We start from the raw sequence: 25,245 nt of genomic DNA on the forward strand, positions 1-25,245 counted from the left end.
TTTTCCCTCCTACAAGGTTAATAGAACTTTTGTCACATTCCCTGCGTTCTCTATCAGACTTTCAAATGCAGCTTGACCTTCTTCTATTGGTAAATAAACAGTACCTGGAAGAAGCTCAACTTTCCTCTCAATTAACCATTGCAAGGCAATTTCAAAATCCTCAGGCGTATAAGCAAATGCTCCCTGCATATTAATTTCTTTTCGGATAATTTCATTTATTGGAAGACTAGCACGTGACTCATGTAGTCCGGTAAAAATAACTTTCCCAGACGTCTTTAAAAATTCGACACATTGGTTCCGTGTCACATCATATCCAACTGCATCGATCGCAATGTCTACCCCATTCTTAGGTATAACCCCTCTTAATTCTTCAACACTAGAGACGGTACTTGCCCCTAACTTTTCAGCAATTTGTAGTCGTTCTTTATTAATATCCATCATGATAATGTTGCTTGACCCTAAGATTTTGGCAGACTGTAATAGGAATAGACCTATTGGACCCGCACCTATAATGAGTACCGTATCTACCCCAGTAATATTAGCTAACCGACAAACATGGACAGCACAAGCAAGTGGTTCGGTTAAAGCTCCTATGTCTAAAGAAACATCACTTGGTAGCACATAGACATTTCGCTCTGGGACACATACGTATTCCGCAAAAGCCCCTGGAACCTGTGCACCTAATAGTTGTCTGGATGAGCATAAGTGGGCTTTACCTGTTATACACCTATTGCACTTCATACATGAAATCAGAGGGTTTACAGTAACATGATTATGTACTTGAAAAGAAGATACCTTTGATCCTAACTCCTCAATTGTTCCTGAAAATTCATGTCCCATGACAAGCGGTGCTTTACGTAATGAATTATGTCCTAGGTATCCACTTAACTCAGAACCACAAATACCAACTTTCTTTACTTTAATTAGAACTTCATCTTCTCCAGGGGAAGGTACTTGTAAACTTTTAATATTCATTATTCTTGGCCCTTCATATACCAGTGCCTTCATGGTTGCATTCATGACTTCACTCCTTTACTAGTTCCTTTTTTTAGGGCTTTCCAATTCGAGTTGTCGACCAACTATGTTTGTTTTTTTAACAAAGTTACCTATACAGCGTTTACCTTCTTTACCTCTTTTAGCATGCACAGGATTTCGTCTACTACCATTTGCCCTGCTATCGGCAAAAGCTGGCTGGATCTTGCTGTTTTAATTTCATAACCACCTTCAACAAAAGCATTTTCTGTCGGAACATATCCGACACAATCGTTCGCTAAACCAAAAACCATAGTTTCTTTAAAGTGGTCATTTGTTTTTATCGTTAATCCTTGTTCAACGAAGAATTCACCTGGTAAACAGGTAATTGCATGGTCGCCTATTTGAATCACTTGTAATTCAGTTTCTATATAGTCTTCTTTTATTTTACTTAGGGCAATGATTTCCTTAGCATATCCTTCTTTTGGAACTCCATCTAATAGAGAAGGAACTTTCCAATTTACTTGGTCCAGAATCATCTTTGCCTCTTCCGCCATTTCTGATGTGATTTCTCTTCTTGGCAATTGTACTTGTTTAGACAGTACATTTATTTGGTGAAAAGACGAATAATTGATAGACCTAATGACTTCGAGCACCTTATCCGCTAAAATTTCACCGACTCGGTCTGCTTCTTCAAACCCTCTTGATTGATTTGGTTCATTAATATTAATATGATTAATATTTCCTGAAGCTCCATTCGCGAATAGAACAACCAAATTTTCATCAATTACGCTTTCTAATTTAACCGTTAATTTATGGATAAAATCCCTCGATAAGAGCCAATCCTTTCCAACCAATATAGCAGAGTGAAGTGTATAGTTTACTAGAAGAGATTGAATGTTTTGTTGTTCATCCCTTACACTTAACACGAATAGGTCCGGATCTATCGGACCAGCAGGCTTATCTACCTTATGTAGATTGATAGGTTCAAAGTTCATTTTCAAGGAACCATCCTTCATAAAAATTCTTCTATTAAAGGCAACTGATTCCTCAAACCCTTTTCCAACTCCTATTTCTGCTGTCCACTTATGTTCGATGCAGCTTGTAACTCCAGAAACAACTTTTTCTACTAACTCATCAAGGTACTTTATTATTATTGGATGGAAGTCGTCCTTAAAACATTCCATAATATCTGGTCCAGAATGAGTGTGAGTAGCAAAAATTGTAATTTGATTAGCACCTATCCCACATTCCAATTCAATCCTTGTTTTCATTCTTTTCACAAGGAAACCTGGTACAGCTACAACATCCATTCCGATGAAAAGAATTTGCTTTTCTCCATCATTTAAATACAAGATATTAGCAAAGAGGGAATCATGTACACCTCGTGAATAATTATCCTCTCTAACATTCCCACCAATCGGTGCTCCTACAGGTGGTGTGATTTCAACTTTTTTACATCCTGCTTGCAAAAAAATCTCCCCTTCTTTATCTATTTGAAAAAAGATACTCAGGTTTATTAAACGATTCCATATTAACAAGTGCAGCCGCACCTAAAATGTGAACATTTTCACCTAGGGTTGAAAATCTGATTTTCACCCTATTCGCGGGGGCTGCTAAAGCCCGTTCGTCTAACCAGTATTGGATTTCTTTCAGTAATCGATCACCTAGCTGATTAATTTCACCATAAAGGATAACCATTTCGGGATTGAAGATATTAACTAAATTGACAATCCCCAATCCAAGATATTTTCCAAGTTCCTTAATCGCGATTTTTTCAACTAGGTGATCTCCTAGTTCAATGGCTTTAACAATTTGCTTCACTGTAATACTATTATTCTCTTTCACAAGATCTTTTAAGATTGATGTATATTCTAACTGATATTCTATTTGTTTCAATAATGCTGAAGAGGATGCATACGTTTCCCAACAGCCCCTATTTCCACAGCTGCATATGGGTCCATCAAAGCTAATAATCGTATGGCCAACCTCACCGAAACTATTATCAACGCCTCTTACAAGACGTTCATCGATAATAATTCCAGCCCCAATACCAATATCGGTAATCAAACTTACAAAGGAATTCACATCACGACCTAATCCTAACCATTTTTCAGCTAATGCAAAATTGTTATCCTCATTATCTATCCAGACAGGAAGTTGAAATCTACTAGATAATAATTCTCCTAAATTGACACCTGTTAAATCATTAAAGTGAAGCGATTTTTGGATGGTGCCTGAATGTTGATCAACCAATCCAGGCACTCCTCCGCCAATCCCCAATAATTCTATCTCCAATTCATTTGCCACTTTAACAAACTCAGCTACGACACTTTCAATAACTGATAAACTTTCTTTTCCTTTACAACCTTTAATCGATTTTTGGGTCTTATATAGAGTATTTGCATTAAGATCGATTAGAGCACCTGTAATAACCGTTGAACTAATATGAATTGCTATTATTCCTCTACCTAGTGGGTTAAATGTTAAAAGCTGAGGACGTTTTCCACCATGAAATGTTGATTCCCCTTTACCACACTCTTTTACATATCCATCCTTGACTAAACTATCAACTAAGCTGGATACCGTAGGGATACTAATTTTTAGCTCCTTAGCGATTTCTGGCTTCGTCGTTTCAGTTTTTAATTTAATATATTGTAGAATTCTTACCTTATTTGAATGTCTTATATCCGTTGTTGTTAAAGGGGAAGACATAGTTTCACTCCTAACTTAGTTTACAAAATACCATATTTATTAAAGGCACTTACTACACCCATACCGTTCTGTAAAGCCTTCCTCATTTCATTTTCACCATTTACTTTTTCTAATGCCTTTTGCAATACGGGTTCTATTAATTGTTTGGGAACTACAGCGATTCCATCATGGTCTGCAAATACTAAGTCACCTGGAAATACGAGAATATTTCCGCACTTAATTGGGACATTATAGTCTATTACATCGGTTCTTCCTTTTGAATCATATGGACTATACCCTCTTGCAAAGACAGGATATCCTATTTCTCTTATTTTTTCACTATCTCTTGTTAACCCGTCTATTACAGCTCCTCTTGATCCCTTGACCTGTGCTGCTGTACTTAATAGTTCCCCCCAGAATCCACTGCTTGTAGATCCATTTGTCGTCGCTACAACGACATGATCTTGTTTTAACTCATCAATGGCTTGCAGTTCCTTCTTATATGGCTCTTTAGGTATTTCGTAGACGTCTGTAGCTAGAATGGTAAAGGCATAACCTACTATTTTAAAAGAAGGATCTACAGGTCGAATGGTATGGTCCATACCCTGGTTTCTGTACCCAAGCTCATCTAATATATCCACTAAAACAGCACTATATAATTGTTCTTGTAAGAGATTCAAATTTTCCGTCATTTTTGGCAATTCACTCCACTCCTATCAATTTTTGTTTATTCAATTTCTGCTTGCAATGCATCTAATGCTTCTTTCGCTGATAACTCTTTTAGTAGCACTTGTTGGGTTGCTTTAATTGCACCTAACCGTACCTCCGTATATGTTGGGTCAGTAGTGGGATAAAATTTCGCAACTGGTAGTTGTTCTATAAATGTTGCCTTTTCTGGATCTTTACTAGCCATACTCTCTCCTACTTCTTCAATGACTGGCAACATTCCTTCATTTTTCATAAACTGCTCATGATTTTCAGCCGAATAAAAGTACTCTAAAAACTTTCCTACAGCATCTGGATGTTTTGTTGACTTAAACACCATTAACACGTCTTCAACACCCAAGTTAAATGGATCTTTCCCATCGTTTACTGGTATTGTTGATACACCATAGTTCAAGTCTGGAGCATCCTTTGCTAAAATCGTTGGTAAGAAGTTAGCTGAGATCATCATACCTAGCTCCCCAGATCCAAATACCTTATGCATTTCATCACGGTTAATAGCTGTTGGTTCTGGATTCGTGACTTTATGTTCGTGAACTAATTCGCTCATAAATTCAAGAGCTTCCACGTTTTCAGGAGAATTCAAAGCCCATTTGTCATCCTTTTTCCAACCTCCACCATTTCCCCATGTGAAGTATGAAAAATAAGCCTGACCTTCAAAGTTTGTCATTGGGATACCAAATCCGTCTTTACCCGTTTTCTCTTTAATCTTTTTACTTACTTCAACAAGCTCCTTCCATGTTTTTGGAGCTTCTTTAATTCCTGCCTCTTCAAAAAGATCCTTGTTATAGAACAGACCCCGGATAGAGGCTAAGAAAGGAAGCGCATATACTTTACCATCTACTGTATTTGCATTAAAAAAGGATTCGTAAAACTTCCCTTGTAATTCTTGAGAAATTACATCTTCAACAGGTAGAAGTAAACCATCTTCTGCAAAAGCAGCAAATTGCGATGTATTTAAAAGATCAGGAGTTTGATTTGTAGCAACCATTGTATTTACCTTCTGCTCTATAACATCCCAACCAATAACTTCTAATTCCACCTTAATATCCGGATTCTCTTCCTCAAACTTGTCAATTACACCTTGTAAATACGGTTCTGTCGCGTCACTATATTGAGCAGCAACAAATTTAATTTTTTTCACGTCACCATCTGAATCTTTTTGGGAAGTTTCACTATTACTAGAACAGCCAACCAAAAGCAAGAAAACCAGGATTAAAACAAACGCTACTTTCATAAATCCAGACTTTTTTTCCATTTCTTTTTCCCCTTTCAGTGTTCAATTTGATAGTCGTACCATTAATCAACTATTTTTGCATTTAAACGATTAAGCATGTCTTGGACATGTTCGATTACCTGATCTTCTGTCTCAGGTAAAAGCTGGCTTGTTCTAGATGTAATTGTTTCATACCCTCCTTCCTTAAATGCTTGTTTTGTAGGTACATATCCCACATGATCATTTGCCAAACCAAATATAAGAGTATGTGAAAAAGGAGAGATCTCCTTTATTTTCAAACCTATTTCAACAAAAAACTCTCCTGGTAAACCGACAATACAGATATCACCAATCTGAATGGTTTGAATCTCTGTTTTTAATACGCTTTCTGGAAGTTTGCTGAGATAAATTTCGTCTAATGCATATGTTTCCTTCGGTTTACCATCCAATAAAGAGGGAACCTTCCAGTTTACTTTCTCCAGCAGAGCAATCGCTTCTTGTACTCTTTCTTTTGATATTTTCCTGCGAGGGAGTTTTATAGATTTTGTTTGGCTATTTATTTCAACGCCTTCCAAATACTGTATCTTATCTAAAGTAAACACAACTTTAGCGCAAAGCACTTCGCCAATTCGTTTTATCTCCTCAAACCCACGTGTTTGATTTGAATCATGAACATTTATATGGTTAATATTCCCCTCTGCACCATTTGCAAATAAAACGACAAGCTCTTTACTTATTTTTTCTTCTAGTCCATCCGTAAGTGGACCGACAAAATCTCTAGATATTTTCCATTCCTTCCCTACTAAAATGGCAGGATGTAATGTGAAATTTACAAGTACACTTCTGATTCTGCCAACTTGATCCTTAACAGAAATCACATATAGTGAGGGATCAATAGGTCCACTAGTGCCTACTACATCATTTGGGTTCAATGACTCCCAATTCATCCTTAGTGCCCCATCCTTCATAAATATCCTTCTGTTAAAACTAACACTATCTTCATATTGAGTTCCAATCCCTATGTGGCACGTAAAAGTATTTTCCATACATTGTTCAGTGGCTTTGGCAATTTTTAATTTAAGGTTTTCTAAATACTCACGTATAATCGAATGCTTTTCTTCACTAAATATTTGGGTGTCTGGTCCAGAATGTGTGTGTGTTGCAAAAATAATGATATTCTTTACAGGAATTTGAAAAAGAACTTCGAGATATTCCTTGATATCTTTTGTAAATGAATTATGTACATTTATAATGTCTAATCCTATAAACAATATGGAGTGATTGTCGTTTTCTAAATATAAAACATTTGCATACAATGGATCATGAATACCTCTCGAAATGTTATCTTCTCTAATGTTTCCTCCAATAGGCGCTCCAATCGGAGGAGTGATATCAATTTTCGAACAACCTGCTCTCATCCTTATAACCTCTTTTTATTTAGTTTTGTCTATAAATTCAACTTCCCCAGACGGGTGAATTCTTTTTAGTTTCGAATCACCCTCAAAAACTACCATTTTCAATTCTTTATTTACCTCTTGTTTCTTTTTGATTACACTTGCTGTTTTATTTAAAATCGCTTCTTGTAATCCATTTATTCCTTGCTCTGGGATACTTGTAAAGGGTTCAATTGCAAGAGTATACGCGTTGCCGTACCAGGGGTAGCTTTTGTTCCCACCAAATTCTTGCCATATCCAGATATAAGGAAACATCTCAACTGGCCAGCTCATCCCTATTCCAATTCCAAGATTTTGGTTAGTTAAACCGAACCATCCTTCTTTTAAATTACGAGCAAAAAGCATATCCGAGGTACCTTCATTGATACTAACTATCTCTTGCATATCAACACGGTTCCCCTGACTGTCTTTTCCAAGAGGCCACTGGAACGTATCATTTGTTCTAAAACGATTGTTATCTCCCTGTTTTTTCTGCGAAATGATTTCACAATTCGGTAGGGATAGAACACAATCCTCACTTAAAAAAGGTGCACCGAATGCAGGGTGATGTCCCCACATATAATGTAAGTCGATATTTCCATGATTCTTGATCGTTTCATTAATAAAGACAACCTTTTGACCTGCTTTCAATTTGATTCTCTTTTTGATTTCAAATGGAGTCCGAATAGTTTTTGTTGTGAGAAGTACTTCAATTTCTTCTGAAGTGTCTTTTAAAATTTTGTATTCCCATGGTAGATAGGTTACTTCTCCATGAAAGCCAGTTGAGCTTCCTAAATAAGTAGTAGAACCGCTGGCTGAAGGAAATAATTCTTGCCAACCACCGAAATAGGAATCCATAAAATGTTCAGTAGGTGTAGTAGCATAAGGAGTGGAGTTTGGTTGTCTTATTCCAGAAGGAGACCTCCATAAAAAATCGATATCCATTGGTTTGTAAATAAGTTCAAATATGTCGCTTCCTTTATCTACGAACATAGAAAGCCTAAGATATTCATTTTGAAGAACCAGTGCATTCATGCCTTTGTAGGTCCATCCCGTTTCAATCCTACAGCCGTAATTTCTTTCATGTATCATTATTTGTTTTTCCCTCTAGCTTCTACTTGAATGAATCTTTCAATTTTACCTTCGCGGTATCCAATCAGCTCATCCGCTAAATTAACCGTTGGACAAACATGATTCGGAATGATTTCTACTACTTCTCCGATTTGAATATTTGCTCCTACATCCATACTTTCAATTACACCATGTTCTTCAGATAACCAGCTTACATAAACATCCTTATTCTTCACTAATCCAAATCCTTGGTTAAATCCACCCTTATCAGAAGATAGTGTTTTTGAACCAGCATCGACGATTACCCTATTACGATCTGGTTTACTAACTACCGTTGATACGATGGTTAGAGCACAATCCTTTTCATCGATAAGTCCTAGCTCGATTAGGGTACCATCATTGAACACATAGGTACCTGGTCTCATTTCAGTTACCCCGGCAACTTGATGACCCATATAAGAGGTAGGAGTTGATCCAACACTAATTTCTGGAATGTCTATACCTAGCTTTTCTTTCACCAATCTTTGTGTAGCTACCAAGTATTCCCCCTCCTGAACACTAATCTCTTGTAATTGTTCTTTGTTCTTTGTCTTATACGAATGTCCCGCATGAGTCATCAAGCCTTTAATGGTTACATACTCAAAGCCTGCTAATCTTTCAATAAGCTCGACAGTGTTCTCTTTATCTTTTCCAATACGATTTAAACCTGTGTTCACTTCAACATAAACCTGCATTTCTTTCCTTAATTCCGTACCAACTCTATTAATTCCCTCTCCAACCTCTACACTATCTAAGGAGGTAATAATATTAACTTCTTTAGCAAGGGCCTTTAACCTTTCTAGCTTCTTTTCTCCAATGATTGGGTATGCTACTAAAATGTCCTTTATTCCGTGTCTGCTCATCACTTCTGCTTCTCCAAGCTTTGCAACTGTAATCCCTGTCGCCCCGTATTCAATTTGTTTTAGTGCAATATACGGACTTTTATGTGTTTTGATATGCGGTCTCAACTTTATCCCGCTTTCCTTTGCCAGCGTTGACATTCTACGAAGGTTCTTTTCCATGACTTCAAGATTTAATACTAACGCTGGTGTATCGAACTCCTTTAACATAACTATCTCTCCTTCTTCTTCCTAGTGCTTTACACTTCCAGATGTCATTCCGCTGATTAAATACTTCTCGATCATCAAAAAGAGTACAATCGCAGGTATGGTTGTCACAAGAGATGTAGCAAATAAGTATTGCCATTTCACATCAAACTTTCCAAAAAAGGCATAAATTCCAACCGTTAAAGGCTTGTTTGTCTCTGTGGAAATTAGGGTTAAAGCAACAACGAATTCGTTCCATGCCATAATAAAGACAAAGATGACGGTCGTAATAATTCCTGGTACGGCAAGTGGTAGAATAATTTTTCGAAGCGCCTGCCATTTCGTACAACCATCTAACCATGCCGCCTCTTCTAAATCATAAGGAATGGAGGAAAAGTATCCATTTAGGATCCATACAGCAAATGCCTGATTAAACGCAGCGTTTACTAAAATTAATCCCCATATCGAATCCATTAAACCCAAAAACTGGATCTCTCGAAACAAGCCGACTAATAGAACAATCGGAGCAAACATTTGGGTTACAATAATCAGGTAAAGATAATATTTTTTGCCTACAAAGTTTAGCCTAGCCAACACGTAGGCTGCAGGTATCGCACAAACAAGTGTCACTAGCATTGTGCCTCCTGAGATATAAAAGGAATTAAGTAAATAATCTAGTAAAGGTATTTTGTGCCATATATCGATAAAGTTTTGAAATGTCCAATCCTGTGGTAACAAAGTAGGAGGTAACGAATAAACTTCCTTTTCACTTTTCAATGAAGTAATAAGCATTATTAAGTATGGAAATAGTAGGACAGTTGCTAAAAGATAAGCCGTAATAATAAGAAATACTTTTTTCATCCCTCTAGGTTTATGCATTCGTTAGTCCCCCTTTCTAGTTACTAGTTTTAAATAGAATAAGGCAAATGATAAAAGTAAGATAAAACTGATGACCGATACTGCTGCAGCTTCACCCATTTTATTTTCCTGAAATGCAAGTTTATATAAATATGTAGTTACCAAGTCTGTCCGGTTAATTGGATCTCCTTTTGTAATTGCCCAGATAATTGGAAAGGAGTTAAAAACATAAATCGTATTTAATACAGTGCTAACTGTTAGGGCCGGTTTCAATTGTGGTAATGTAATGTAAAAAAAAGATTTGATGGAATTGGCCCCGTCAACACTTGCAGACTCGTACAAAGATGATGGAATTGATTGTAATCCAGACAAGAAAATAAATGAGGTGAAAGGAATTGTCACGAATATCCCTACAACGATCATGAGTGGAAATGAGAGAACTGGATCTGCAAGCCAATATATATTCTTTTCGATAATCCCTAATTTTGATAACATTAAATTGAGAGTACCGTAGTTGAAGTCTAGAATCCATTTCCAAATTACTGCTGTAATGATCGTCGAAACCGCCCAGGGCACAATCAACGTAGCACGTACAAAACGTCTTCCAGGAAATTCTTGATTCAACAAGCTAGCAATCCCTAAGGATAATACGGTGCTGATTCCAACGACTGCAACGGTCCAAATGAGCGTATTTTTAAGCACCTTTATGAATGTTGCATCCTTAAACAGAGTTTTAAAATTTTCCAAACCAATAAATCCCTTGCGTAGACCAGATAGACTCATATCTGAGACAGAGGTAATCAACAATTCAATGATTGGATATAATACAACCGTGAAAATTAATAAGACACTTGGAAGGAGCCATAGATACGGTCCCAAAACGATTTTTTTACGCCTTTTTCTTACCGTCTGAATGTCTTTTTGCTGCGACAATGGTATCTCTACATCAGTTCCATTTACTTTCATGCTCTTCCCCCTTCATTTAGAATTTTGTACCTATCCTTTTTTATAAGTGATTCTTTCACCTACACCCATTAGCAGTGTAATATCAGCAATATTTTTTTCTACTGCGGCTCGATGAATTTCCAAGGGACTTAAATATGCCTCTTGCCAAATATTCCAGTGCATTGGAATAAATAATTTCGGGTGAAGCATTTTTACTGCTTCACAAGCTTCACCTGCTGGCATGTACCAATTGACACCTGGAGGATTAATAGCTGTACTAACAAATGCAATATCGATATCATACTCCTCACCATACTGCTTAAATTTTTCATGTCCAAAACTATCACCACAATAAATCATAGTAATTCCTTCCGTTTCAATTAAATAGATATTCCCATCTGGACATGCTGGGTCAAAGCATTCGAGTGTCGTAATTTTTATATGATCAATATTAAATACATCACCAGCTTTGACACTTCTCAATCGATCATCTGAGAACCCCCATGAAGATGCTTTATTTGTTGAAGACATTGGACCAATAAAAATAGCTTTGGTATTTTTTGCAACTGCTTCAATGGTTTTTTGGTCACAATGGTCATCATGTTCATGACTTGAGAAGATTAAGTCTAATTTTCTAATTTTATCTGCATCAAATGGAATAAACGGTTTTCTCGTTAAATCAGCTGTGTCTGGCAGCGTATTTAGGTACGGGTCCATCATAAATAGCGAATTTTGGGTTTTACATACAAAACCAGCCCCAGCCAAATACCATATTGAAATCTCAGATGATTGAACGTCAAATTCTAAAATCTCATTCATTAAATCCATTTCATTTCCTCCAACCTTTTAAATGATCCCTTACTCCTCAACCCCGCACCACTTTATTATTGTTAGCGCATACAATTTGATTAACTTCTTAAAATCATTTACATAAATGAATTCATCGGGCGCATGGGCATTCCCACCCTTTGGTCCCCAAATAATTGCTGGAGTATTGCTGTACATATTAAACATAAATGAATCACATGCGAAAGGCGCACCATCAATGAGTAATTCTTCCTTACTTTCTTCAGACACCTCTTTAACGACGTCAAGGATTCCGTGATTCTCTGGAATACTAGTACCTGGTAAAAAACGAATGAGTTTCTGAATTTTAGGGGGCATCATCCTTAATAACTCATCCTCTTTTGACTGTTCCAGTATGAAGGCTTCGAACTCCTCACGCAGTTCTTCCTCGGTTGTACCTGGATAGCATTGGAACCAGACGTCCAATGTACATTCACTAGGTACTCGATCGCAAAGTGGGAGATTGATTGGCCCTGCTTTCAAACCTTGTATGTAGGTTGGAAGACCTGGATTTTGTTTATAATACTTTGAGTTAGGTATGGCCTGACTTCTAATTTCTTCAAATTGACGAAAGATCTCTATAAATCTAGCAGCTGGATAAACTGGGTTTAAGAGTTTTTCCCCACTAAAGGATCTACCTGCCCGACCTTGAAATGTAATTCTGAACATACTTCCTCCTTGAGCAGCAGGACAAACAATCATATTTGACGGTTCTGGAACAATTGCGATATCTGCTTCATAGCCTCTTAATCGACATGCTAGCGTACCGTTCGCTCCCCCGTATTCTTCATCCACCACACTTTCGATGATGACATCCCCCTTAAGCCTTATGCCTAATTCATTTAGGAGTTTTAAGGCCATCATGGATGCGGCCATTCCTCCTTTCATGTCAAATAACCCTAATCCATATTGCTTTCCATCCTTAATTTCTCCAGCAAAAGGATCCACTGACCACGGGTCATCCCCTTCCGGTACGGTATCCATATGCCCTGAAAAAATAATAGACTTTCCATTACCTGTTCCTTTTTTTGTACCCACGACATTTGGACGATCATCATAGAATCGTTCCCCGAGGTATGCAGGATGTGCTACTAATCCAGGTACATCAGTAGGTAAAAATACATCTGTATCACAACCAAGTTCTTTTAACGTCTTTTCAACTAATTGTTGTACCTCTTTTTCTTCACCTGTAGGATACCGATTCTGGCTTGGAATAGAGACAAGAGAACGATTGAAAGCAAAAATCTCTTCTTGATTATTTGTAATCCATTGATCAATTTTATCTAAATAATTCGTATCTGATTTATTCACTACTCCTGACATAATTGACCTCCATCTACTACAAGCTCTGTTCCTGTGATAAATGAAGCTTCATCAGAAGCTAAAAAGCAAAACGCATTTGCAACTTCTTCAACCTTTCCATAACGATTTAAAGGGATTTTTTGAGTATATTCTTTTAGATCTTTCTCACTAATCCCTCCTTCAATTGCTAGATCAGTTAAGATAAACCCAGGGCAAACATTGTTTGCTCTGATATTATAAGGAGCTAATTCAATCGCCATTGTTTTCGTAAGGAGCTTCACTCCACCTTTACTAGCATTATAATGTGCTAGATTAGCCTCAGCTAATATTCCGTTACTAGATGACATATTTACTATCGAACCATATTTCTGTTTTACCATCTCTCCTGCAATAACTTGTGAGCAGAGGAAAGTTCCTGTTAAATTTACTGAAAGTGTTTTATTCCAATATTCATCTGACACTTCAAGAAATGGTTCAAAGTGAGCGATTCCTGCATTGTTTGCAAGGACATCGATTCTCCCTAGCTTCTCTTTCGCAAAAGCAACCAGAGACTCTACTTCTGAGCGGTCCGTAATATTTACCTTTTTCGCGTACACTTCGCCATATTGACGAAGTTCGTCCTCCGCTTTGTTTAAATTTTCTTCATTAATATCACAAATTACAACCTGCGCTCCTTCTTGGAGAAACTTCTTTGCAATGGCTAAACCAATTCCTCGTCCTGCCCCTGTAACAATTGCCTTTTTTTCTTTTAAACGCATAAACTCACTCCTTATCAGATTTTCCATATAAAAAAGCTTGTATTAATCTCCTATTTCAACTACCATTTCGATTTCCACAGGTGTATTAAAAGGTAGGTCACTCGTTCCTAATGCTGATCTCGCATGTACGCCTGCTTCACCAAATACTTCTTCGAAAAAAGTTGACGCCCCATTGATTACATACGGCTGTTCAACAAAGCCTGGTGCACTGTTTACAAAACCTAATACTTTTACAATGCTTTTAATACGATCAAGATTGCCAAGATGCTCTTTTAGGACAGCAAGTAAGTTAATTGCTGTTTGTCTAGCAGCCTCCTGACCTTGTTCAATCGTTAAATCAATCCCAAGCTTTCCTTCATACATTAATTTTCCGTTTACACGGCAATCGTTACCGGATGTATACACAAAATTACCGTTACCGAAGGTTTTTGCAGGAACATACGCTGCAGCTGGTTTAGGTGCTTCTGGTAATTCAATTCCTAATTCTCTTAATCTTGCTTCTACTTTTGACATATAAAAAACATCTCCTTAAACTAATTTTGTTAATAAAACTAAGTTATTTACTATACAAAGCAACAAGCCTTAAAACGTATACGTATCTTAATATCAAAGAACAACATGTTTTGAAGGCATTTGTTACATGACTACTTTTGTCAAATGCGAGAGTATCGGTCATGGAGGTTCGGATATGCGTCATCTATTGAAGTAATTGATTATGCGTCTTCTTGTGAGGTCGATATAAGATTTATTACGAAGTTGCTTATTAATAAGGTTAGATGTATGAAAGTTAAGTAGTTTTACACTTTTATTTAATTGAAGTCAGTTATTTAACCTATTTTAAGAACCTTGATAATTGAGGAAATATTTTTTAGTTTAACTTTCCATTTATGACTCCACCGTCAATGACGAAGGAGGCTCCCATCATAAATCGAGACTCATCTGATGCAAGATAAAGCGCTGCAAATGCCACATCGATTGGTCTTCCTAATTCCTGGCTTAATTGTCTTCTTTTAATTGCATCAAGTGCTGCTTCTGGGTTTGGATCTCTGGATAAATAATCCTCCACAAAAGGTGTATAAATAGTACCTGGCATCAATGCATTTACTCGAATATTATATTTTGCATAATCAACCTGCATTGATTTCGTTAACGATAATACAGCTCCTTTACTAGCTGTATATGAAGCTCTATTAGCTAATCCTATATCCGCTAAACAAGAAGACATGTTAATAATGGATCCACTCTTTTGACTCATCATAAAAGGGAGCACGTATTTTGAAACTAAAAATACACCATTAACATTGACATTCATCACACGTTGCCAATCCTCTAATTCCACTTCATGCAGTGGACCAACACCACTTATACCAGCATTATTAAATAGAATGTCAACCCGATTAAATTGCCTAATCATGTTCTCTACTAAACTCTTAACTTCTAATGGATTTGTAACATCCCCTTTGATGAAAGCAGCCTGATGATTATTCTCCCGTATTTCACGCACAACAGCTTCTCCAGCAGCTACATTAACATCGTTAACAACAACCACAGCACCCTCTGCAGCAAACAAAATGGCCGATTCTTTTCCGATACCTGAACCAGCACCGGTGATAAGTGCAACTTTTCCGTCTAACCTTCCCACATGATACCTCCCCTCACTTTTTAATGCTAACGCTTACATTTGGTTGTTTTTATAGACTCAAAAACCAACTAAGGATTTACTTAGTTAATAAAGTCAGTTATTAAAGTAACTTTATTAACTAATTTATTACATAATAGCATCTATATTAATCCATAGTCAATACTTTTAGGCGCAATCTTTTGATTATTTTAAATATTTAAATATAAATAGGATGGTGCTAAAGTAGAAGCTCCACCAGTTGAAACCCCACCAAAAGAAATTAGCTATAATGTTGACCAGTTGATTCAAGTAGCGAAAAGCCATATGGGAGCATGCTACACATGGGGCGGGTCTATGCCTTCTGGTGCTAAAAGATAGAAAACATTGTTTTGAGAAACAAAAATGTTGGTTGTTATCCAAATTTGATTGATTTTTAAAAGAGAGCAGTCTTCCACGATCGGGTCATTTAATTGAATAAGACTACACCAAAGGTCCCTTTCTTACATAAGGAAAGCGAGCTTTTTAAAATGATTTATCCTTTGTTATCAAGCTTTTCATTTTAAGTTCCTTTGACTATTTTTGAAAATGTTGTTGACTATTCAGTTGAACTGTATTAACTTATTATTAAGTTGAACTATATAGTCGAACTGAATAGAAGGTGAAGATATGAAACATAAATTATTACCGTTGTCAGAAACCATGCATTATATTTTATTGGCTCTACGTGAGCCACTCCATGGCTATGCCGTCATGCAGAAGATCGAACAGATAAGTAACGGTACTGTTATTTTAGCAGCTGGTACATTATACGGTGCGATTGAAAACTTGAATAAGCATGGCTGGATTGAGCCTGTTGGAGAGTCAGGTCGGAGAAAAGTTTATATGATAACTGCGGAAGGAAGAGCCATTTTGAAAATCGAACAAGACAGGTTAATGCATATTTTATCCCTGTATGAAGGAAGTGAATCGAGTGAAGAAATTTAAGATGTTTTTTGATATTGAAAAAGAGGAGCAATGGCTGAACGAGCAATTACAAAAGGGCTATCGTTGCACAAATATTAGTGGATTGGGAATATACACTTTCGAAAAAACCGACAAAAGATATGTGATCCGACTGGATTATCAAGATTATTTATCCAAGAAAAAGTTCGAAGATTACAAAGGAATCTATGAAGACTTCGGTTGGATTTATATAAATGGCCCGTGGTTTAGTGGTATTCGATATTGGCAAAAAGAAGCTGATGATCAAAATGAAATCTTCTCGGATCGCGAATCAAGGAGTAATTATTATAAAAGGTTAATGGGTTATTCATTTTGGTTGGGGGCGATTATGCTGTCTTTAGCCTTTTCTTTTATATTTGATAAGGATTCAGAATTATATCATGAAGGTCTTTGGAGTATGGAGGGTTCATTATTTTGGAAGGCATTTTTATTTGAAACTCCATTTGCCCTTTTGAAATTGTCTCCGGCACTTCTGGTTGTTATTTTTAGTAGCAGTTACTATAAAGCTTATCGAAAGTATTCAATGTTAAAAGAAAAATAATGCGTTGTAATTATAAGCCGTACTCTTTTGAGTTACTCACATATGAAAAAACATATATAAAATAAATAAACTATAACAGCAGTGGATTTCACAATAGAAATTACACTGCTGTTAACATTTCCTTGAGCAATCTATGGTAAAATTAGGAAAGGAACTTATTACACAAAAGAGAAACGACGGCGGAAAACTCACTTTTTGGGATGACAGACAGTTTGAACTTAAATAAGATGAAGGGAGTATAAAAATTTTGAAAAAACTTTTACATTCCGAGTGGAGATTAAGTGTAATGACTCTACAGGCACTTCTTGGGACTTTTATTGCCATCTTTGTCGTCCAACGTGAACTGAACTTAACATTTGCGATAGGCTATTTGACCGTTTTTGCAGTAGTGGTGGCTGGTAATGCGATTTACGTGCTCTATAAGAGAAAGAAAAACAACGGGAAAGGAAACAAGAATCAAAACCACGAATAGGTCTGCACCGAATATAAAAAAAGCCTCTTCAAAAACTTGAAGAGACCTTCAAACTTATAATTTATTTAAAATTTCCTTAATAAATGCTGGCTCGTCCTTAGGTGTACGAGACGTGATAATATTTCCATCAACTACTACCTCTTGGTCTAAATAGGTAGATCCAGCGTTCTTCAAATCATCTCGGATTCCAATATAAGAAGTTGCCTGTACCCCTTTTAGGATATCTGCACTAATCATTACTTGTGGGCCATGACAAATACCTGCAATCACTTTACCTTGTTCATTTGCTTGTTTTACAAATTGAACGACTTCATCATTGACACGAAGTGCCTCTGGAGCTCCGCCGCCTGGAATAATCACCGCATCATAATCATCAGCCTTCGCTTCACTTATGGATAGATCAGAAGTATAGGATACCGTTCCTTTCTTCCCTTTAAGCTCAGCACCTTTTTCAATTCCAACAATAACGGTTTTGTGCCCCGCTTCATTCATTGCATCATAAGGGTTCTTCATTTCTGAATCTTCATAGCCATTTGCAAGTAAAAAGCATACGTTTGCCATCTAAATCCCCTCCTATGTAATTTGAATACACTTATATAGTAATGGATTCATGTGGTTAGTTCAAACAAAGTGATGCTTAACTAATCTATTTTGGGTCATGCGCATGTTTATTAATTCTTTTTCATAAAAAAGGTACGAACCTATGATTTGCGAATGTCAAAGGTGTTTTAACAATTACGTATAAAAATTTTCGCCATTAATATCCTCTTAATGCTAAAAAACCTTGAAAAGCTTTTAGCCAATCAAGGTATGAGTTTTATTATCGTTTTTTAATCAACTAGTAACTCCAAGTAATATTTATCATTTTCTTCTATCTTTCTTAAAAATTCTTCAAGTGCAGTCGCAATTTGAATATCATAATAGTAAACTGGACTGTTATTCTTTTCATTCAATTCGATTGACATTAAAGCTGATTCACTACCTTCAAAAAATATTAGTTTATTATTTTCAAATTCATCATAGATTTCTATGTCGGGATAAAACTCAAAATCATTAACTCTTAACCGAAAATCTCTTACGGAATAAGGGTCCATAATACGATTAATATTAAACTCTGAACCCTTAATAAACCCGTAGCCAACCTCTTTATAAAAATTAACTAACTCCTTAGGAAAATTCAAATTGAGTTCCTTCTTAACCTCTTTTATTTCTTTTTCAGTCACTGGATAAAAACTATTTTCTTTGTTTTCCTTCAGAAGTTCATAGCCCATTTTTTCACCCTCACATTAATCTAACTGTCTTGGAGCCCTATTACAATCCATTCATCTACAATATCCCAAAAATTCAAATTATATTCAGGGTTATCATTAGTAAACCATAGTGTTGCCACATCGTCGGCACAATTGTTTAAATCTATAGCAACATATCCTCCCATGCCATTCTCAAAAAAGCCATATGTTGTTTCCAGATTAATACCTAATGGTTCGTCTAAATCTTCAAGTATCCTCCACTCATGTTCCCTAAAATGAGTTATATTGGTTATAGGTACAAGTCCCATGGCTCTACTTGGCAGATAATAAAACCCATTATGCAACTTTTCATAAAAATTCTTAACAGTAATTGGAACATGTAACCAGTCTTGTTGCATATCTGATATATAAACAGGATTGTTTGGAATACCACCTTCATAATAGAGAATTTCGTCATTTTCACTTAATACGCTATATAGTACTGCATATTGTCCATTATCTATAATTAGTTCAAATTCTAATAAATACTCTTTCAAATATGATATGGTATTACTTAATTCCTTTTCACATACACTATTCCATAAAGCTATTAATTTCTCTTTCTTTTTACTTTTATCTGTTTCTATTAATATTTCAAGCCAATTTTCAGGAATTTCTTCCTTACCAATATTGTGTATGTCTTTGTTAGAAACAAACTCAATATTTTTTCTGTATTGTTTTAAAAAAGATATTTTATCCACCTAATTTCACTCCTTTTTATTTTTCTTAATGATTCAAAAGTCATAAACACGAAATTCAAACAACAGGTATTAAGTGCTATTTTCAGTCCTGTAATGCTCCTAAAGTTAAATATCCTTCGATACCATGGGGACAGGCATCCCGTCTTGTATTCCGGTAAACCCATCCCCATGCCACTCTAATACAAATTCCAATACCAAAAAATCCAAATCAGATGCATCATCATAAGACATAACAAGGAATAATGAAGAAGGCTAATGATTTGCCAGTATCTTCCCCGCCAAAGGAGAACCGTGAAGATGAGCATTACAATCCCTAAGATCGTTAAAAGAAGGGGAATAACATTTAAAAGTGGGCTCCATGCAGGTACAATGCCTAAGGCTTCTTTTGGTAGTTGGTAGATGGGATCGACTCCCCCAGATATCGCAATGCTGGCCACTAAAAACAACAGGAGCAGCCCCGCTGCAATGGCCAACCCCTTCCCCAAAACTACTAATTTAGGTTGAGAGGTTTTCCTTTTTCTTCGAATCAATGCTTTGATACTCCAATAGAGAAGACTTCCAATAAAAAATAATATAACGAGGATCAGCGATAAAAAAGTAAAGCCACTCGACGCATACCATGGTGCTTTCGAATAGGACATCGGGCCATCGGTGGTAAGCATTATATTCCCATGGGGATCTGTTTGAAAGACGATTGTTCGAAATTCACCATAAGCATCAATCGAGGGTCCCTCACTCGTATTCTTGTAAACACCAGGTTCTGTTTCGACAAATTGATTGGTTTCTCCGTTTAGAGTCACTACTAAATCTCCAGTATCATTTAATTGGACTTGGATCATTCCCATTATTAGACTGCTAATCCGATCCTCATTCGTAAAGCTTTTCCGATTATGATGATATTCACCGACATATTGACTTGATTCCTCTCCACCCATTGGCGTGATGGTTACACTCTCGTCTGATGGAAAATAATGATCCATGAATACCTCGAAAAGCTCTGTATGCGTGCGAAAATTTTTTCCACTATACGAGATAAATAGACCGATATTTTCTTGAGGTAATAAGTACAATCCCGAATCAAACAGTGCTGTATTTCCAGCATGATGAAGAATTTGTTTGCCATTCATTGTCTTTTCGATAAACCCTAAAGCCATCCCATCTAACTGGTCATGATGAGTAAATTGTTGTTGGAACATATGCTGAACGGTATCCTCTTCTAGAATCCTTTCTCCATTGTGAGTTCCACCCGCAAGGTAGGCTTGCATAAACTTTGCCATATCATTTGCCGTGCTACTCATTCCTCCGGCAGGTCCAGGTACAAACTCGAAACTTCCTTCTTTGAATTCCCCATCGATATATCTGTAGGCTTGTGCTAGATTAGTAGAAAGTTCCGTTGGTAATGGTTGTTGAAACGTACTGTGGTTCATGTCAAGCGGCTTAAATATATTCTCTTCTACATATTCTGAATAAGGCATCCTCGAAACCTGTTGTACAATATACCCAGCTAGAGCCGTACCATAATTCGAATAGGCGAGCACTTCACCAGCAGGAAATACGCGTTCTGGTCGATATTCACGCACATATTGATCAAGTGGAGGCATCTCGTCAGCAGTTAACCTAAAAATAGCACTCGAATAATCCTCAAATCCAGGTGTATGCGTCATTAAATCTAAGAGAGTAATTGGTTTTGGTTGTTCTTTATTCGGACCCACTGCAAGCCTATCTGGGATATCAAAATCTAAATATTGATTAATATCCGTATTTAGATCAAGCTTTCCTTGCTCGACAAGCTGCATGATTGCCGTCCACGTGAAGAGCTTGGATACGGACCCGATTCGAAACATCGTGGTTTCTAGATTTACCTTAGCTCGCTCCTTGATATTCGCAAAACCATAGCCTTTTTCAAAAACGACTTCCCCATCAGCTACAACAGTAACAGCCATATTCGGAATATGTTCTTCGTCCACTTTTTTCTGTAAAAACTCATCCATAAACGTTTCAATATCTGATAAGTCATAAGCACCTGCAGCAAAAGACAAACGACTGTCAATCAACATGAAAACCAAAAGCATACAAGCAATAATGGATGTCTTAATTATTTTCAAGCCGGTATATCCCCCTTGTTTTGGATTATGTCCCTTTCTTTTGTAAATAGGCAGATGTAATCACATCGGTAGCCATACTACCTAATAGCTCAACTCCCATTTCCTCGTTAAACTCTTCTGGAAGCATTCCACTTGCAACCATAACAGAAAGTCCTGTTGTAAAGATTCGCATTTTCAAAAAAATGGTCATTAGTTCGTCCTCAGAAAAGCCTTCCAGATCTTCATCACCTTTCATTTGGTCAATTAACCCTTCCCCCATATTTTGATCATAGTTTTGGGTATACTTGTTTTGATTCATGACAAAATCCTGAAAAAGAACTGGATATTCTCTTGCAAATCGGAGGCTAGCTACCCCAATGTCGTGGAATGGCTTCCCAGAATTCTCTTCCGCTAAAAGCTGATAACTTAATTCAATGATTTTTTGCATGACGGCCTCGGTTAGATCATCAATAGTATTGAAATTGACATAAATAGGTGCAATCGAGCTTCCCAAATGCTCCGCGACTTTTCGAATCGTAATACTGGACATCCCCTCTTCCTTTGCGATTTCAAATGCAGCGTCAATTATTTGTTGTTTAGAGTATTTTTTCTTTGGTGCCATGGTTCGTTCCTTTCTTGCTATAAATCGCATGATATAAAACATATGTTATATATCGTTTATTATACAATGATTTTGGAAATAGTAAACCGTTTTTTTCTTGAAGATTCAGAAAAGTCGAGCAGGGACAATCTATTTATAATGCAAAAAGAGACAAGGGTTAGGCCTTGTCTCACGTGTTGTGGTGATGATATTTATTGAGTTGTGTGCTAAGGTTAGATACCGGTGGTCGGGATACAACATTCCCTCTAGACCCTTGATATATAAGGGTTCTTTAAGGGCTTGTGAAAAAATTGTGTAAATCTTACTTTATTAAGAAAATATGAATAAACTTTTCATTCTAATTCTTATTAGTTCTCCAATCCTTAATAAATAATAATTTATCCTTTGACAATTTAATAACTTTGCTTTTATTAATTATATCTTTAGTATCTTTATTATAGATATTTATTACATCAATCGCAATAAATATCTGTTTATCAAATGAATGATAATATTTAATTAAGTTTTCTACTGCTTGCTTTTCAATATTCTTAAATAAAAATGAGTCATGTGTGATAAATGGCAATTCCGTTAAATTAAATATAGCTAAGTCGAACGCTATTAAATTTACATATGCGTTTCCTGTCCCAGTGTTATCAGTATAAACATACTCATAGTTATTAGGTGTCAAATTTAACTTGGGTTGATTTCTTTGTTCATTATAAATTTGAGTATAAATATTATTTATTTCACCGTTAATTTTTTTACTTATATCGTTAACTAAATCCTCTTTGACTTTTTCAAGTTCTGATTTCTTTTTATCAATACTATCTTTCAAGGACTTTAACTTTTCATAATATGTGTTCTGCATTTGTAAATTTTTTAGATTAGAAGAGGTCTCTATTAAACTATCAACAAAAACGTTTGGTTCCTCGTTTGGATTTAATATTTCATCTAATTTATCATTAATTTCCAAAATTTCAAGTTCCAAAGAATTAATTTTCTGTGTTAACTCTCTTTCAGCCCTTTTCAACTCATTATGTAGAATAGAACTTATACCTTCATGAAAATCCTCTATCTCCCTCAACTTTTCTAAATTCACTTCAGGGAAGAAGTCTATCAATGCTTCAAATTTAATATTTACAGATTTATTTATATTGGTGTTTATACGATTAAGCCTAGACTTATTATATTCTCTCTGATTCAATAATATTTTTTTCTTTTCTCTCAATTCCAGCACTTCATCTGAAACCATTTCTGAAATATTAATAATTGGGCTGTAAAGACTCTTACTTAACGTTCTAATTTCTTCTTGTAATCTTTGAATTTCTCTTTTGTTACTTTCATAATTCTTTTTATTTATTTTAGGTATTACCTGCAATCTTCCCGCTTTATCCCTTAATCTCTTCGCTTCATTAAGCTCTTTAATTTCTTTATCCTCTTTCTCAATCCGCTCATACTGATTAAATAATTTAATCAACCTCGTAACTGTATCAATGAATTTTTCATTACTTACCGAATGCAGTGGTTTTTTTACTTCTGAATTATTTTTTCCCCAAACTCTCGAATACAAACTCACTATAGATCTAAATGTTAACATTAGGTGGTCCAAATCATATTGTTTTTTTAGAAGATTCGTGTATTCTCTTAACGAAAGTGGGGTTTTTTTCTTGTAATCTAGAGTACATTTATAAACATAATTTGGTTCTTCCGTTCCTCTGGAGAAAAATAATTGTTCTTCATTAAATTCAAACATAAAATTGAATTCATGGTGACCTAAATTTTCAACTACATCAATATTATGTGATAAATATGTATTTCCTCCAAATACAAAATCAATAATCATAAGTAAGTTTGACTTTCCAATAGAATTCGAGCCTTCATTATCACCTAATACAATATTTAATCCTTTATGAAATTTAATAGGTTTTTCGGAGAATATCTCACTACTAATCTCTCTCAGCATACTTTATTACCCCTTTATTTAAATCAACATCAATAGCTTCGAGTATATATAAAACGTCCAATGATAATATGAATTCATCTACTTCATCAAAATAGTCTTGTGTACTCATATACAGTTGCTCGATAGTTGTTTCTTGTTTTTTTAATTCACTTAAAATAAAAGGTATCTTCCCTAGAATCGATTCATTAAATCTAGTTACTTTATTAGGTACAATCATTAAAATACCTCACAATTCTGTATAAAGAATGATATGATTATGCTACATGCTTCTTTTGAACTGTTTTCTGTTTTTTTAAATAACCACTCTATTAATTGTTCATAAATTGTTTGTTGAGAGCTTTCAGTTTTTCTTAATTTCAAGTAAAATACCTTAACCTGTGTAGCTATTAACTCAAATGAATTTTGTTCTTGCTTATCTAATAACTTGAATTGTTCTTTTATGTATATGTAGTAATCAGTTACATCATTAATAATTTTCCTTTTAGTCAACCCACTTAGTGTTTCATCTGTCTTTTCATCAATTTTTAAAACCTTCAGCGAGAGAGGTGTAGAAGTTGCTTCAGTAAATTCATTTACAAGTGTAAAAATAATCTGTTTAATTTCTAACTCAATTTGGTAATCATGGTATTCCTCTCGCGCTTTTGATCTTGCAATTAACTCTCTTTTTAAATTATATAGTTTTCTATATTCCTCCACTGTTCTAGGGTGGTCAAATTGTTTATGACATTTTCTGCAAAGAGCAATCAAGTTATCTAAATGGTTTACATCCTCATGTAGACGCTTTTCATCCTTTAATAATTCAATTTCTTCCGGGGTCGGATTTAAAGGATATATATGGGCAGCTTCGAAGCGTTTTTTCCTTTGCCCTTTTTTCTCATACATTAAAGTAATAGAACATAGAGGACATAAATTCTCGACTTCGGATAATAACAATGCCGTTTCATTTTCAGTTGGCTTTCTTCTAGGCCTAGACATAAAAACACCTCTGATACCGTCAGTCATCTTTATTAGCAATAAAAGCATTTGCCAATTATACATGAATTCGACATTTTCTATCAAAAACCC

The 25,245-nt window shown here is 35.7% G+C and carries 26 protein-coding genes; 3 read left to right on the top strand and 23 right to left on the bottom strand.

Annotated elements, in window-relative coordinates; translation table 11 throughout:
- Positions 1-9 precede the first annotated feature (9 nt).
- The 15 genes from RGU12_RS07925 to RGU12_RS07995 form a co-directional block, all read right to left on the bottom strand.
- Entirely contained in the window at positions 10-1,020 is a 1,011-nt protein-coding gene (locus RGU12_RS07925) for a zinc-dependent alcohol dehydrogenase (protein ID WP_309535594.1), read from the bottom strand.
- A gap of 86 nt (positions 1,021-1,106) precedes the next feature.
- Complete coding sequence (locus RGU12_RS07930) at positions 1,107-2,444, bottom strand: hypothetical protein (RefSeq protein ID WP_309535595.1); 1,338 nt, start codon at positions 2,442-2,444, stop codon at positions 1,107-1,109.
- Positions 2,445-2,460: 16 nt separating this feature from the next.
- A complete protein-coding gene (locus RGU12_RS07935; protein WP_309535596.1) occupies positions 2,461-3,687 on the bottom strand; it encodes an ROK family transcriptional regulator in 1,227 nt (408 codons plus the stop codon).
- A 20-nt stretch (positions 3,688-3,707) separates the two neighbouring features.
- A complete protein-coding gene (locus RGU12_RS07940) occupies positions 3,708-4,358 on the bottom strand; it encodes an RraA family protein (protein WP_309536285.1) in 651 nt (216 codons plus the stop codon).
- A 35-nt stretch (positions 4,359-4,393) separates the two neighbouring features.
- Positions 4,394-5,647, bottom strand: a complete 1,254-nt coding sequence (locus RGU12_RS07945) for an ABC transporter substrate-binding protein (RefSeq protein ID WP_309535597.1) — start codon at positions 5,645-5,647, stop codon at positions 4,394-4,396.
- A gap of 41 nt (positions 5,648-5,688) precedes the next feature.
- Positions 5,689-7,023, bottom strand: a complete 1,335-nt coding sequence (locus RGU12_RS07950) for a neutral/alkaline non-lysosomal ceramidase N-terminal domain-containing protein (RefSeq protein ID WP_309535598.1) — start codon at positions 7,021-7,023, stop codon at positions 5,689-5,691.
- 15 nt (positions 7,024-7,038) lie between these two features.
- Positions 7,039-8,130: an aldose 1-epimerase gene (locus RGU12_RS07955; RefSeq protein ID WP_309535599.1), complete on the bottom strand. Its 1,092-nt coding sequence runs from the start codon at positions 8,128-8,130 to the stop codon at positions 7,039-7,041.
- A complete protein-coding gene (locus tag RGU12_RS07960) occupies positions 8,130-9,218 on the bottom strand; it encodes an alanine racemase (protein WP_309535600.1) in 1,089 nt (362 codons plus the stop codon). Before RGU12_RS07960 ends, RGU12_RS07955 begins: the two co-directional genes overlap by 1 nt.
- Before the next feature lie 21 nt (positions 9,219-9,239).
- Positions 9,240-10,073 (bottom strand): carbohydrate ABC transporter permease, encoded by an 834-nt coding sequence (locus RGU12_RS07965; protein ID WP_309535601.1) that lies wholly within the window; start codon positions 10,071-10,073, stop codon positions 9,240-9,242.
- A gap of 3 nt (positions 10,074-10,076) precedes the next feature.
- Complete coding sequence (locus RGU12_RS07970) at positions 10,077-11,018, bottom strand: carbohydrate ABC transporter permease (RefSeq protein ID WP_309535602.1); 942 nt, start codon at positions 11,016-11,018, stop codon at positions 10,077-10,079.
- A gap of 30 nt (positions 11,019-11,048) precedes the next feature.
- Positions 11,049-11,825 (bottom strand): MBL fold metallo-hydrolase, encoded by a 777-nt coding sequence (locus RGU12_RS07975; protein WP_309535603.1) that lies wholly within the window; start codon positions 11,823-11,825, stop codon positions 11,049-11,051.
- 30 nt (positions 11,826-11,855) lie between these two features.
- A complete protein-coding gene (locus RGU12_RS07980) occupies positions 11,856-13,166 on the bottom strand; it encodes a M20/M25/M40 family metallo-hydrolase (RefSeq protein WP_309535604.1) in 1,311 nt (436 codons plus the stop codon).
- The gene (locus RGU12_RS07985) at positions 13,154-13,903 is read right to left on the bottom strand and encodes an SDR family NAD(P)-dependent oxidoreductase (protein ID WP_309535605.1); all 750 of its coding nucleotides are present in this window, start codon (positions 13,901-13,903) and stop codon (positions 13,154-13,156) included. The genes RGU12_RS07980 and RGU12_RS07985 overlap by 13 nt, the downstream gene beginning before the upstream one ends.
- Positions 13,904-13,945: 42 nt before the next feature.
- Positions 13,946-14,416, bottom strand: coding sequence for a RidA family protein (locus RGU12_RS07990; RefSeq protein ID WP_309535606.1), 471 nt, complete (start codon positions 14,414-14,416; stop codon positions 13,946-13,948).
- A 355-nt stretch (positions 14,417-14,771) separates the two neighbouring features.
- Positions 14,772-15,545 carry an SDR family NAD(P)-dependent oxidoreductase gene (locus RGU12_RS07995; RefSeq protein ID WP_309535607.1) on the bottom strand — a complete coding sequence of 258 codons (774 nt, stop codon included), beginning with the start codon at positions 15,543-15,545 and terminating at the stop codon, positions 14,772-14,774.
- 645 nt (positions 15,546-16,190) lie between these two features.
- Here RGU12_RS07995 and RGU12_RS08000 point away from each other — a divergent pair.
- From RGU12_RS08000 to RGU12_RS08010, 3 genes are all read left to right on the top strand, one after another.
- Positions 16,191-16,508, top strand: a complete 318-nt coding sequence (locus tag RGU12_RS08000) for a PadR family transcriptional regulator (RefSeq protein WP_309535608.1) — start codon at positions 16,191-16,193, stop codon at positions 16,506-16,508.
- Entirely contained in the window at positions 16,495-17,067 is a 573-nt protein-coding gene (locus RGU12_RS08005) for a DUF2812 domain-containing protein (RefSeq protein WP_309535609.1), read from the top strand. Before RGU12_RS08000 ends, RGU12_RS08005 begins: the two co-directional genes overlap by 14 nt.
- Positions 17,068-17,314: 247 nt before the next feature.
- Entirely contained in the window at positions 17,315-17,539 is a 225-nt protein-coding gene (locus RGU12_RS08010; RefSeq protein WP_309535610.1) for a hypothetical protein, read from the top strand.
- 54 nt (positions 17,540-17,593) lie between these two features.
- Here RGU12_RS08010 and RGU12_RS08015 read toward each other — a convergent pair whose 3' ends face one another.
- From RGU12_RS08015 to RGU12_RS08050, 8 genes are all read right to left on the bottom strand, one after another.
- A complete protein-coding gene (locus tag RGU12_RS08015) occupies positions 17,594-18,100 on the bottom strand; it encodes a type 1 glutamine amidotransferase domain-containing protein (protein WP_309535611.1) in 507 nt (168 codons plus the stop codon).
- A 269-nt stretch (positions 18,101-18,369) separates the two neighbouring features.
- Positions 18,370-18,810 (bottom strand): SMI1/KNR4 family protein, encoded by a 441-nt coding sequence (locus RGU12_RS08020; RefSeq protein WP_309535612.1) that lies wholly within the window; start codon positions 18,808-18,810, stop codon positions 18,370-18,372.
- Between the two features lie 20 nt (positions 18,811-18,830).
- The gene (locus RGU12_RS08025) at positions 18,831-19,529 is read right to left on the bottom strand and encodes an SMI1/KNR4 family protein (RefSeq protein ID WP_309535613.1); all 699 of its coding nucleotides are present in this window, start codon (positions 19,527-19,529) and stop codon (positions 18,831-18,833) included.
- Positions 19,530-19,705: 176 nt separating this feature from the next.
- The gene (locus tag RGU12_RS08030) at positions 19,706-21,634 is read right to left on the bottom strand and encodes a serine hydrolase domain-containing protein (protein ID WP_309535614.1); all 1,929 of its coding nucleotides are present in this window, start codon (positions 21,632-21,634) and stop codon (positions 19,706-19,708) included.
- A 25-nt stretch (positions 21,635-21,659) separates the two neighbouring features.
- A complete protein-coding gene (locus RGU12_RS08035) occupies positions 21,660-22,235 on the bottom strand; it encodes a TetR/AcrR family transcriptional regulator (protein WP_309535615.1) in 576 nt (191 codons plus the stop codon).
- 337 nt (positions 22,236-22,572) lie between these two features.
- Positions 22,573-24,180 carry a DUF2326 domain-containing protein gene (locus RGU12_RS08040; protein WP_309535616.1) on the bottom strand — a complete coding sequence of 536 codons (1,608 nt, stop codon included), beginning with the start codon at positions 24,178-24,180 and terminating at the stop codon, positions 22,573-22,575.
- On the bottom strand, positions 24,164-24,397 hold the full coding sequence (locus RGU12_RS08045) for an ABC-three component system middle component 7 (RefSeq protein ID WP_309535617.1): 234 nt from the start codon (positions 24,395-24,397) through the stop codon (positions 24,164-24,166). The genes RGU12_RS08040 and RGU12_RS08045 overlap by 17 nt, the downstream gene beginning before the upstream one ends.
- Positions 24,397-25,239: an ABC-three component system protein gene (locus RGU12_RS08050; RefSeq protein WP_309535618.1), complete on the bottom strand. Its 843-nt coding sequence runs from the start codon at positions 25,237-25,239 to the stop codon at positions 24,397-24,399. Before RGU12_RS08050 ends, RGU12_RS08045 begins: the two co-directional genes overlap by 1 nt.
- Positions 25,240-25,245: the final 6 nt, after the last annotated feature.

This window comes from Ferdinandcohnia sp. QZ13, from assembly GCF_031324165.1.
Taxonomy (GTDB): domain Bacteria; phylum Bacillota; class Bacilli; order Bacillales; family Bacillaceae_L; genus Ferdinandcohnia.

Excerpts from the sequence above, each read along its gene's own strand:
- RGU12_RS08040 (WP_309535616.1), bottom strand. The coding sequence starts at position 24,180 with ATGCTGAGAGAGATTAGTAGTGAGATATTCTCCGAAAAACCTATTAAA.
- RGU12_RS07985 (WP_309535605.1), bottom strand. The coding sequence starts at position 13,903 with ATGCGTTTAAAAGAAAAAAAGGCAATTGTTACAGGGGCAGGACGAGGA.
- RGU12_RS08045 (WP_309535617.1), bottom strand. The coding sequence starts at position 24,397 with ATGATTGTACCTAATAAAGTAACTAGATTTAATGAATCGATTCTAGGG.
- RGU12_RS08015 (WP_309535611.1), bottom strand. The coding sequence starts at position 18,100 with ATGGCAAACGTATGCTTTTTACTTGCAAATGGCTATGAAGATTCAGAA.
- RGU12_RS07955 (WP_309535599.1), bottom strand. The coding sequence starts at position 8,130 with ATGATACATGAAAGAAATTACGGCTGTAGGATTGAAACGGGATGGACC.
- RGU12_RS07945 (WP_309535597.1), bottom strand. The coding sequence starts at position 5,647 with ATGGAAAAAAAGTCTGGATTTATGAAAGTAGCGTTTGTTTTAATCCTG.
- RGU12_RS07965 (WP_309535601.1), bottom strand. The coding sequence starts at position 10,073 with ATGCATAAACCTAGAGGGATGAAAAAAGTATTTCTTATTATTACGGCT.
- RGU12_RS08035 (WP_309535615.1), bottom strand. The coding sequence starts at position 22,235 with ATGGCACCAAAGAAAAAATACTCTAAACAACAAATAATTGACGCTGCA.
- RGU12_RS07935 (WP_309535596.1), bottom strand. The coding sequence starts at position 3,687 with ATGTCTTCCCCTTTAACAACAACGGATATAAGACATTCAAATAAGGTA.
- RGU12_RS08020 (WP_309535612.1), bottom strand. The coding sequence starts at position 18,810 with ATGGGCTATGAACTTCTGAAGGAAAACAAAGAAAATAGTTTTTATCCA.
- RGU12_RS07980 (WP_309535604.1), bottom strand. The coding sequence starts at position 13,166 with ATGTCAGGAGTAGTGAATAAATCAGATACGAATTATTTAGATAAAATT.
- RGU12_RS07925 (WP_309535594.1), bottom strand. The coding sequence starts at position 1,020 with ATGAATGCAACCATGAAGGCACTGGTATATGAAGGGCCAAGAATAATG.
- RGU12_RS07940 (WP_309536285.1), bottom strand. The coding sequence starts at position 4,358 with ATGACGGAAAATTTGAATCTCTTACAAGAACAATTATATAGTGCTGTT.
- RGU12_RS07970 (WP_309535602.1), bottom strand. The coding sequence starts at position 11,018 with ATGAAAGTAAATGGAACTGATGTAGAGATACCATTGTCGCAGCAAAAA.
- RGU12_RS07990 (WP_309535606.1), bottom strand. The coding sequence starts at position 14,416 with ATGTCAAAAGTAGAAGCAAGATTAAGAGAATTAGGAATTGAATTACCA.
- RGU12_RS07960 (WP_309535600.1), bottom strand. The coding sequence starts at position 9,218 with ATGTTAAAGGAGTTCGATACACCAGCGTTAGTATTAAATCTTGAAGTC.
- RGU12_RS08000 (WP_309535608.1), top strand. The coding sequence starts at position 16,191 with ATGAAACATAAATTATTACCGTTGTCAGAAACCATGCATTATATTTTA.
- RGU12_RS07950 (WP_309535598.1), bottom strand. The coding sequence starts at position 7,023 with ATGAGAGCAGGTTGTTCGAAAATTGATATCACTCCTCCGATTGGAGCG.
- RGU12_RS07975 (WP_309535603.1), bottom strand. The coding sequence starts at position 11,825 with ATGGATTTAATGAATGAGATTTTAGAATTTGACGTTCAATCATCTGAG.